This is a genomic window from Rugamonas violacea (genome assembly GCF_016461825.1).
Classification (GTDB): Bacteria; Pseudomonadota; Gammaproteobacteria; order Burkholderiales; family Burkholderiaceae_D; genus Rugamonas.
In genome coordinates this window covers 34,867-46,229 of record NZ_JAEMNU010000122.1, presented here as the reverse complement: position 1 = coordinate 46,229, position 11,363 = coordinate 34,867, and the positions used below count along the sequence as shown (strand labels likewise).

The 11,363-nt window shown below is 71.8% G+C and carries 1 protein-coding gene; it reads right to left on the bottom strand.

Going from position 1 to position 11,363, the window contains the following annotated elements; all coding sequences use genetic code 11:
* A partial coding sequence (locus H7U20_RS22215; RefSeq protein ID WP_199761328.1) for an SDR family NAD(P)-dependent oxidoreductase occupies positions 1-11,018 on the bottom strand: 11,018 nt, incomplete at its 3' end.
* Between the last annotated feature and the right edge of the window lie 345 nt (positions 11,019-11,363).

The following is an 11,363-nucleotide window of genomic DNA, read 5'->3' as shown; positions in this document are numbered from 1 at the left end:
CCGACCAAATGTTCCAGCTCGGCGCGTTCGCGCCCGGCGACGGTGGTGCCGATGCACAGGTCGTCGCGTCCGCTGTAGCGCTGCAGCACCACCGCCAGCGCGCACAGCAGGGTGACGAACAGGGTGCACTGGCGCGCCTGGCTGAAGCTGGCCAGGGCGCCGGCCAGCTGCGGCGAATAATGGTGCTCGACGACGGCGGCGCGCCATGTCCGGCCGGCGCCGCGCGCCGCATCGTAGGGCAGTTCGATGCCGTCGACATAGCCGGCCAGGGCGCCGCTCCAGTACGCCAGGTGGGCGCTCATGTCCTGCCGGCGCTGCCAGGCGGCGTAGTCGGCGTACTGGACGGCGAGCGGGGCCAGCGCGGCGGCCGGCGCGCCGCGGCGCGCCGCGTACAACTGGCGCAGGTCGTGGGCGATCACGCCCTGCGACCAGCCGTCGGAGACGATGTGGTGGATGGTGCTGAGCACGACATGGTGCTCGTCGGACAGGCGCAGCAGCGCGACCTTGAGCAGCGGTCCCTGCGCCAGGTCGACGCAGTCGGCGGCGGCCGCGCCGATCAGCGCGGGCAGCGCCTCGGCGGCGATGTCGCGTTGTGCGATGTCGAGTTGCAGCGTCGGCGCGATGACCTGCCGGGCGGCGTTGCTGGCGGCGTCGAAGACGAAGCGGGTGCGCAGCACTTCGTGGCGCGCCAGCAGATCCTGGTAGGCGGCGGCCATCGCGGCGGCCGAGAAGTCGGTGCCGTGGAAATGGGCCGCCACCACGATGTTGTAGCTGGTGCGCTGTTCCGGCATGTGCTCGTGCACGAACCACAGGCGCTCCTGCTGGTAGGCCAGCGGCAGCGCCTCACCGCGCTCGGCGCGGGTGATCGGCGCGGCGGCGCCGGCGCCTTCCCGCTGCAGTTGGGCGATGTGGGCGGCCATCGCGTCGAGCTGCGGCGTGTCCAGCATCGCGGCGACTGGAAACTCGACGTCGAAGCCGGTGCGGATGCGCGCAACCAATTGCATCGCACGCAGGGAATTGCCGCCGAGTTCGAAAAAGCTGTCGTGCGCGCCGACCGCCTCGACGGCGAGCAGCTCCTGCCAGAGCCGGGCGAGCGTGGCTTCGACCGGGCCGCTCGGCGCCACATGTGGCTTGGCCCGGCCGGGGGCGCGGGCGCCCGGCGCGGCCGGCGTCACCGGCGCCGGGGTCGGCGTGGCGGGTGGCTGCGGGGCGGGGGCGCCGTCGATCCAGTAGCGCTCCCGCGCGAACGGATAGGTCGGCGCCGACAGGCGGCGGGGCTTGTCCGCTCCGTACAAGCGGGTCCAGTCGATCTCCAGTCCCTTGACCCACCAGTCCAGCAGCTTGGCGTACTTGCGCTTGGCGATCCACTGCTCCAGCATGGCCGCCATGTCGTCGTCGGCCGCCAGGGCGGCAATGGCCGCGCTGGCGCCGTCGGCGCTGGCGTAGAACAGGTCCGCCGCCACGCCGGCCTGGTCCAGCCAGGCGCGCAGCCGGCCTGTCAACTGTGTCTGGTCGCTCGCCAGCAGTGCCAGGCGGGCGCAGTGGACGCCGCGCCCCACTTGCAGGGTGTAGGCCAGGCTGGCCAGCTGTTCGGCGCCGAGCTCGCGCCGTTGCGCCCAGGCCAGCAGTTGTTCAACCTGCTCGCGCAATTGGCCGTCGCTGCGCGCCGACAACACGATCAAGGCGGGATGCTCGGCCGAGACCTGCGGCTGGACGGCCGCCGTGGCGGCCGGCAGGTATTCTTCGAGCACCACGTGGGCGTTGGCGCCGCCGCCGCCGAAGGCCGACACGCCGGCGCGGCGCGGATACTCGCTGCTTGCGCCATCTATCGTCACGCGCGGCCGCTGCCATGGAGTGAGTTCCTGCACCACCTTGAACGGGCTGGCGGCGAAGTTGATCAGCGGGTTCGGCGCGCGCGCATGCAGGCTGGGGGCGAACTGGCCGTGCCGCATCTGCAGCACGGTCTTGGTGATGGCCGCCATGCCGGCCGCGCTCTCGGCATGGCCGAGGTTGGACTTGACCGATCCCAGCGCGCAAAAGCCGGGCTGTTGGCCGCCGTCGCGGAATACCCTGCTCAAGCCCGCCACCTCGACGGCGTCGCCGAGCAGGGTGCCGGTGCCGTGCGCCTCGACGTAGCTGACAGTGCGCGGGTCGACCCCGGCCGCCGTCATGGCGCGCCGGACGACGTCCTCCTGGGCCGTTGGGCTGGGCGCGCCATAGCCGACGGTCTTGCCGCCGGCATTGATCATGCTGCCCTTGACCACGGCATGGACATGATCGCCGTCGGCCAGCGCGCGGTCGAGCCGCTTGAGTACCATCACGCCGCAGCCTTCGGCGTCGACGAAGCCGTCGGCCAGGTCGCCGAAGGCACGGCATTTGTCGCCGCTGCTGAGCATGTTCGCTTCGGCCAGGCAGGCCAGGTGGCGCGGATCGATGATGAGATTGACGCCGCCGACCAGCGCGATGTCGCAGCTGCCGGCGGCCAGGCTGTCGAGCGCTACGTGGAGCGCGGTCAGCGACGACGAGCAGGCGCTGTCGAGCGCCATGCTGGGGCCATCGAAATTGAACAGGAAGGAGGTACGGTTGGCGATCGACCAATAGCTGGCCCCGCTCGGGTAGTAGCCATGCATCACGCCGGCGAATACGCCGACCCGGCCGCCACGGCCCAGCGCGGCCGGGGTGTAGCCGGCGTCTTCGATGCTGGCGTGGGCTTGTTGGAGAAACAGGCGTTCCTGCGGGTCCATGTTGCGGGCCTGTTCGGCGCTCAAGCCGAAGAAGCCCGGGTCGAACTCGTCGACGCCATCGATGAAACCGCCCCAGGCGCACGCCGCGCCGGCGCCGGCGCCGCCGTCGTCGGCGGCCCAGCGTTGGGCCGGCACCTGGGTAATGCCGCTGCGCCCTTCGCGCAACAGGTCCCACATCGCGTCGAGCGTGGCGGCCTGGGGATAGCGTCCGGACAGGCCGACGATGGCCACGTCCTGCTTGCCAGTTGGCGGCGCAGCGGCCGGCACCGGCACCGGCAACGACATTGGCATTGGCATTGGCACCGACATCGGCAGCGGTGCCGGGATATCTTCCGGCGGCTGCGTTGGCGCGGCTGCCTGGGGCGCGGCCCAGGCAGCGAGTGCCTCCGGCTCGGTGCGGACGAATAGTTCGACCAGCGAATCAATCGACTGGGTGTCGAACAAGAGGCTGGAATCGACCGACGGGAACAGCGCCTGTAGCGCCTCGGTCAGTTCGACGATGATGATCGAATCGATGCCGCATTCGCCCAGCGGCTGGCGTGGATCGACCTGCTCGGCAGTCGTCCCCAGCAGGCCCGCCAGCAATTGCTGGAAGCGCCGCGTGGCCTGCGCGCGCAGTGGCGGCGCGGCCGTGGCCGGCGCCGTGGCGCCGACCCAGCGCCACACTGCGGCGGCGTCGTGCTCGATCAGCGCCGTCACCAGCGCGTCGATGGACTGGCCCTCGAACAGCACGCTGCCGTCGAGCCAACTGAAACTGGTTTGCAGCATCGATGTCAACTCGACGATGACGATCGAATCCATCCCGTAGTCTTCCAGCCGGCCGAGCGGGTCGATCGTGGCGGGCTCGATCTTGAGCACGTCGGCCACGATGCGGCCGAAATGTCCGAGCGCCAGCAGATGCAGTTGGCGCGCACCGGCGGCGTCGCTGTCGCGCGCCGCCGCCGGGAGCGCCGCCTCCACACTGGTCGCAGTGGCCACGCTGGCCACCGCCGCCACCGCAGCCACCGCGTCCGGCATGGCGGGCGCAGGCACGCTGGCCTCCGCCAGGCACAGTACCCCGTCGCTTTGCGCCAAGACGATCTGGTGACCCAGGTCGCCGGCCGGATGGGCCGGGTGCGCCAGTACCGCGTAGCCTTCGTCCTGCAGCACGCGGCGCCAGCTGTCCGCCGTCAGCGCTGGGGTGCCGGCCAGGCGCAGCGCCGCATCCTCGTAGCGCCACCAGCCGTCGAGCAGGCCAAAACTCAGGTGGGTGGCCAGCATGCTGGTGCTGATTTCATTGAGCAGCAACAGACCGTTGCGCTTGAGCAGGGCCTTGGCATGGCGCAGGCTGCGATGCAGATTGCGGGTCGCGTGCAGGACATTGGTCGCAATCACCAGATCATAGCTGCCGCACGCCAGGCCTTGCTCGGCCGGCGCGCGCTCGACATCGAACAGCGCGGTGCGCAGCCATGGCGCGCCGGGCGCGTAGTGCTGCTCGGCGTGCTGCAGGAATACCGGTGACACGTCGCTGTAACAGTATTCGGCAAGCTGGCCCGGGTACTGCTTCAAGCGTTCGAGCAGCAGCGCGCTGGTGCCGCCGGTGCCGGCGCCGATCTCCAGGATGCGCAGGGGGGCGGCGTGCGCCGGCCTTTGTTCGATATACGCGGCCAGGCTGTCGGACAAGGCCTGGTTGTGATAATCGGCGACCGGGTTGTGCTTGTAGATGCCCTCCACCAGCGTCAGTGCGCCGTGCGGAAACAGCACGTCGACGGCGCGGCGCCGGCCGGCCAAGATGTCGGGCAGGGCGTGCAGGGTGACGTCGAGCAAGGTCAGCTGGGCTGCGCGGGACGGTTCGCGCCCGGCCTCGGCGCAAAAACTGCGCCATTCCTCCCACAGCCCGGCCAGCGGGACCGCCGCCGCCTGATTCCCTTGTTGCTCCTGCTCCTGCTCCTGCTCTTGCTGTTGCTGCTGCAGCTGCGTCAGCATGCGCACGCTGTGTTCCAACCAGCGCCGCTGCAGCGTTCCCAAACCGGCCCAGCCTTGCCAGCCGGGCAGGGCTAGGCGCGTGGCGTCATCCACGCCGAGTGCGCGCAATTGTCCATCGAGCAGACGCGCCAGCATTTGTTCCAGCTGCTGCGCGTAGGCCAGTTCGCGCGCGGCCTGCTGCGGCGCCATGACGCCTTCGGCGCGCTGCTGCAGCACTTCGAGCGGCACCGGCACGGCGCTGTGGGCGGCGTCGAGCACCTCGATCGCCTCGTCGGCGTGCAGCAGCAGGTCGGCGCCGGCGCTGCCGCCGGTCGTCCGCAAGAAAGCCAGTTGCGGCAGCGGCAGCGTCAGCAGGCGATCCAGCACGGCCATCGCCTCCTGCGCTTCGATCGATCCCATGCCCAGTTGCGCCATGCGCCGCCGGTAGTCGGGACTGGCGACGATGCCGACGCTGCCCCAGTAGCCCCAGTTGACGATCTTGACCGGCATGCCTTCGCGCGCCCAGGCGCTGGCGAAGGCGTCGCCGGCCACGCAGGCGCTGGCATAGTTGGCCTGGCCGCGCGCCTTGCTGGCGCTTTGCAGCGATGAGAAGAACAGCACGAAGTCGGGGTGCGGCCGGCCGGCCAGCACCTGGGCCAGCCGGACCGCCACGTCGAGCTTGGCGCCGAGCGCGGCGGCAAAATCGTCCTCGTCCATCCGGCCCAGAGCCTGGTCGCGCAGGACGATGGTCGACAGCACGACGCCGTTGACCACGCCGTAGCGTGCGTCGATCTCCTCCCAGGCGGCGCGCAGGGCGGCGCCATCGGTGGCGTCGGCGCTGATGTAGTGCGGCGCCGGCCCATATTGGCCCAGGCGGCGCATGTGTTCGCTGATGGCCTGGTCCTGCGGCCGGCGGCCTATCCACACCACCTGGGCCTGGTAATTGCGGATCAGGTGTTCGCTCCAGGTGGCGCCGATGCCACCGGCGCCGCCCAGCACGACGTAGACCCCGCCTTGGCGGTAGGGCGGCGCGGCGGGCACCGGCAGGCGCGCGTGGCGCATGCAGGGCCGGTACCACAGTCCGTCGCGGTACAGCAGCGGCGCGCCCTGCGGATCGGCCGGCTGGGCCAGTAGTTCGGGCCAGGCCGGCCATGGCTGCTGCTCGGGCAGGTCGATCAGGCGGACCTGCCAGCGCGGCGCTTCCTTGGCGAGCGTGCCGAACAGGCCATGCAGGGCGGCGTGCGCCGGCCGGATCGGGTCGCCGGCGCCCAGCGCCGCGCATTGTTGGGTGATGATGGTCAGACCGAGCGGCGCGGCGCCGTCGTCGCGCGCCAGCAAGGCCTTGACCAGGCGCAGCGCGCTGAACACGCCTTCAGCCTGGGCGCTCAACAGGGCCTCGCTGGTCAGCTCGGGCGCCAGGGCCGGGGCCAGCCACAGCAGATGGTCGAGCGGACCGAGCGCACGCAACTGGGCGCCGATCTGCGCGACGCTGTCGCCGGGCGCCAGCACCAGTTGGCGCGCGCGCGGATACAGCCGGGTCAGCTCGGCGACATGCCGCGCCGCGCCGATCAGCACCGGCGCCGCATCGGCGCCCGGCCAAGCCGGGCCGGGCTCGGCCGGGCCGCTGGCGCCGGCAAGCTGTTGCCAGCCGGGGACCAGGGTCCAGGCCGAGGGCGCGGCGCGGCTGCTGAGTTGGCGCAGGCTGGCGCACAGGGCGCCGTCGGCGGCGTGCAGATCGATGTCGAATTGCTGCAGCGCGCTGTCCGGGCCGCTGCCCGGACTGTAGCGCACCACGACGCTGAGCTGTTCGGGCAAAGGCCGCAGGAACTGCAGGCTGTGCAGCGCAAACGGCAGCGCCTGGGCGCCGCCGGCGCCGGCGCGTTGCAGACCCAGGGTCGCCTGCAAGGCGCCGTCGAGCAGGGCGGGATGCAGCCCGAAGCCGCCCCGTTCGGCCTCTTGGGGCAGTACGAGATCGGCGAGCAGGGTCATGCGTCCGTGCTGGTCCGGCCCGAGCGCGAGCTGGCGCAGGCAGTTGAAACTGGCGCCCAGATCGAGGCCGGCCGCGCCGAAGGCGGCGTAGCATTCGCTCGGGCTTGGGGCGCGGCCGCGCACGGTGGCGCGCAGCGTCGCGAGGTCGAGCGCGGCGGCGGGCGTGGCGCCGCCGAGCGCCCGTCCCTGGCTGTGCAATACGCTGTCGGCGCCGTGGCCGCTGCGAATTTCGAAGGCGATGGCGCCGTCGGGCTGTGCGCGCAGCTCGATGTGCACTTCGAGCGCGCCGCCGGACAGCGCCAGCGGACGCACGAATTTGATCTGTTCGAGCAGGACCGGCGCCGCCGCGCCGACACCGGCGCCGGCGTCGCCGTGGGCCAGCGCGACCGCCGCCCGCGCCAGCTCCAGGTGGGCGCTGGCGGGCAGCACCGGCACGCCATCGATGCGGTGCTGGTCGAGGAAGAACTCGCTGCCGTCGAAGCGCGAACTGTAGCGCTGGGCGCGCAGGTCGGAGGTGTTGCGATGCAGCAGGGGGTGCAGTTGCGCGCGCTCGGTGCCGCCCGCAGGCGCGGGCGGCACCCAGTGGCGCTCCTTGAGGAAGGGATAGGTCGGCAGGGCGATCCGCTGCGGTGTGCAGGGGCGTGCCATGCCTTCCCAGTCGAGCGCGGCGCCGGCCAGCCATAGTTCGAGCGCGGCCGCGCATCCTGCCGCATCGTGCAGCGCCGGCGGCTGCGCCGGCGCCGGCGCCGATGCGCCCGGTGCCAGCGTCGCCAGCGCCAATGTCGCGTCGCCGCGCAGCCAGTCGCGCAGGCGCTGTTGTAGCTCGGACGCCGAAGCGGCCACCAGTCCCAGCCGGCAAGGCATGGCGTCGCGTCCCACCTGCAGGGTGTAGGCCACGGCATCGAGGTCGACGCCGTCGGCTTCGCGCGCGGCCAGCCAGTCGCACAGCTGGCGCGCCTGGGCCTGCAGGCGCTCGCCGGTCTTGGCCGACAGGATCACCAGCGCGGCGCCGCCTTGGCCGCTGCGCGCCTCCGTGCGCGGCTGCGGGTAGGCTTCCAGCACGGCGTGCGCGTTGGCCCCGCCGAAACCGAAGGAACTGAGCCCGGCGCGGCGCGGCTGCGCATCGGCGCCGGCGTTTTCCGGCCAGGGTCGGGCCGTGTGCAGCACCTGCAGGCGGCCGCCGTCGAGCGTGATGTGCGGATTGAGGCTCGCGATATGCCGGGTCGCCGGCAGGGTTTCATGACGGAATGACAGCATGACCTTGAGCAGGCCGGCCATCCCGGCCGCCGCCTCGGCGTGGCCGATATTCGACTTGACCGAGCCGAGGGCGCAGCTGCCCGGAGCGCTCGCCGCGCCCAGCGTGGCGAAGGCCTGCTGGATGGCCTGGACCTCGATCGGGTCGCCCAGCGCGGTGCCGGTGCCGTGCAGTTCCAGATAGCCGATGCTGGCCATATCGATGCCGGCGTCGCGATAGGCCGACACCAGCAAACGGCTCTGCGCCTGGCCGTTGGGCGCGCGCAAGGAATTCGAGCGGCCGTCGTGGTTGACGCCGACCGCGCGGATGCAGCCGTGGATGTGGTCGCCGTCCGCCAGCGCCCGGGCCAGCGGCTTGAGCATGACCGCGCCGATGCCCTCGGCGCGCACGAAGCCGTCGGCGCGCGCATCGAGCGTCTTGCAACGGCCGTCCGCCGCGAGCATGCCGGCGGCCGCGCTGGCGAGCAGGATGCGCGGCGTCAGGATCAGGTTGATGCCGACCACGATGGCGCTGCTGCTCTCGCCCTTGCGCAGCGAGGCCACGGCGCGGTGCAGCGCGACCAGCGAACTGGAACAGGCGGTATTGATGACTTCGCTCGGGCCGTTCAGGTTGAACCAGCGCGATGCGCGGTTGGCGATCATGGTCAGATGCGTGCCCGAATCCATGTAGGCGCCGCTGTGCGCCATCAGGTCCGGGCGCGCGGCCAGGACTTCGGCGTAGTCGGTGGCGTGGGCGCCGACGAACAGGCCAATGTTTTGGCCGCTCCACGACGATGGGCGCTGGCCCGCCGATTCGGCCAACGTCCAGAGCAATTCCAGCACTTTGCGCTGCTGCGGGTCCATGCACTCGGCCTCGCGCCGGGAAATGCCGAAAAAGGCCGCGTCGAAGCAGTCGACCTGTTCGAGCAGGCCGGCCCAGCGCGGCAAGCGGGAGCGCTGCTGGCCCGGATACGCCAGCAGCGCCTCCCACAGCGCCGGGCGTTGTTGTTCGATCAGACCGATCGCGTCGCCGCCGCTGCGCAGCAGTTCCCAGAAGCCGTCCAGGCCCGGCGCGGCGCCGGGAAACTCGCCATGCATGGCCACCAGCGCGATCGGCTCGCCGCCGCCGCCGTCGCCGCCGACCTGGCGCGGGCCCGCCGCAGCCGGCGCGCCGGCGGCCGCGCCGGCGTCCTGGCCGAGCAGGTGCAGGGCGACCTCGCGCAGGTTTTGCAGTCTGAACAGCTGGGTTGGCGCGAACGGCAGCGCCCAGCGTTCGGCGATCAGTCCGGCCAGGCGCAGGGACTGCAGCGAATCGAGTCCGGCCTCGCCGAACGGCGTCGCCTCGCCCAGCGCCTGCGCCGCCGCGCCCAGCACCGGCGTGAACGCCTCGCGGCGCAGCCGTTCGATCATGCCGGCCAGCGCCGGCCCGGCCGGCCCGGGGGCCTCCGCCGCGCCGCCGTCCAGCCGCTGCAAGGCCAGCGCGCCGGCCAGATAGGCCTGGCGCACCAGCCGCCGGTTTAGCTTGCCGGTCTGGGCGCCGCGTAGTTCGGCGCTGCTGCCGAAGGCCAGGTCGTGCAGGGCGACGCCATGGCGCGTGGCCAGTTGCTGGCGCACGGCGGCGGCCAGGGCGGCCAGGGTCTGGGCCGGCAGCGGCGCGGCGCTGCCGAGCAAGGCGACGATGCGCTCGGCGCCATCGTGTTCGACGCCGAACACCACCGGCGTCAGTTGCGCCGACGTGGCGGCGGCGATGCTGGCTTCCAGGTCGGCCGGAAAATGGTTCTTGCCGCGCACGATCATGACTTCCTTTTCGCGTCCCGCCACGTACAGGCAGCCGGCGCGCACGAAACCCAGGTCGCCGGTGCGGAAAAATCCCGTCTCGGCGCTGGCTTCGATAACGCAGCCGAAGCTCTGGGCCTGGTCTGCCGCGGCGCCAAGGTAGTTGCGCGCGACGCTGGCCGAGCGCACCCAGATTTCGCCCAGCCGTCCGTCCGGGCTGGGCGCATGGTCGGTAACGATGCGCACGGCGATGTCGTCGCCGAGCGCGCCGCAATTGGCGCAGTCGAGTGTCGCCGCGCCGGGCTCGGCCTGCGCCAGCACGCCTTGCTGCAGCGCCGCCGCGTCGAGTGCCAGGAAAGCCGGCTCCAGCGCCTCGCGCCGGGTGCAAATGGCCCCGGTTTCCGACAGGCCGTAATGGGCGCGGATGACGCCGGCGCCCAGGCCGAGCACGCCGAACGCGGTGTTGAAGCGCTCGACCGTGCGCCTGCGCACCGGTTCGCCACCGCAGACGATATGGCTGAGCGAGGCCAGCGGCGTGCCGTCCCAGCGCTCGCCGGCCAGCGCATCGGCGCACAGGTCGAGGACGAAGTTGGGCGCGGCGAAGTGGGTCGCGCGGCAAGCCGCGATGGTGTCGAACAGCAGCCGTGGGCGCGCCATGAACGCCTGGGCGTCGAGAATGCGGCAGCGGGCGCCCTGGAACAGCGGCACCAGCAGACCGAAATGCAGGCCGAAATTGTGCGACGGCGAGAGCCAGCTGAGCACCGTGCTGTCCGCGTCGATCGCCCATTGGGCGGCGCCGGCGCCGATCTGGCGCCATAGGTTCTCGTGGCTGAGCCCGACAGCCTTGGGCGCCGCTCCCGAACCGGAACTGAACAGCACCAGCGCCAAGTCGTCCTCGGCGGCGCCGCGCACGCCGGTTGCGGCGGCTCCGTCGGCTCCGTTGGCTCCGGCGGCGAGCCGCTCGACTTCGAGCAGGCGCTGCGCCGGGCTCCACCCGGCGGCGCGCAGGCCGGCAGCGCTGGCGGTGTCGGCCAGGGTCACGCAGTTGCCCAGTCCGGCCAGCTCGGCCGCCGCCTGGCCGATGCGGGCGCATTGCTGCGGCGCCGGCCCGGACTGGTCAACCGGCAGCGGCACCGCCGTCAGATTCGCCATCAGGCACGCCAGCAGGCTGCTGGCCAGGGCCGGTCCGTGCGGCAGCGCCAGTACCACGAAGGTCTGCGCCGGCAGTTCCGCCAGCGCCGCCGCCAGGTGCTCGGCCGTGCCCACCAGTTCGCCGATACTGGCCGAAACCGTGTCCTGCCCGCAGGGAAATTCGAACTGCGCGGTATTCAAGGGGGAGCGTGCGCCGAGTGCGGCAAGATGTTGCTGAATGGCTGACATGATCGATGGACTCGCGCTAGTGAATAGAGGAAGGGACGGCAGGCCGACAGTCGACCCTTGCACTGCCGGCGCAATCAGGGCCGAGCCGATTTTGCGCGAATCGGCGCCCCTGGCATAGATGGCATAAGTCACCTAACTTAGGTCACGCCGCGAGCAGGCCGCTGTGCCGGGGGCCGCAGACGGGCCCCGGGGAGGTGGGAGGTGGGAAGTGGGAAGTGGAAACAGCGAAGGCCCGGCACCGCGCGTAGGCGGCGCCGGGCCCGGCGCTGAAAGGCGGGCCGGCCCGCCGGCTCAGCG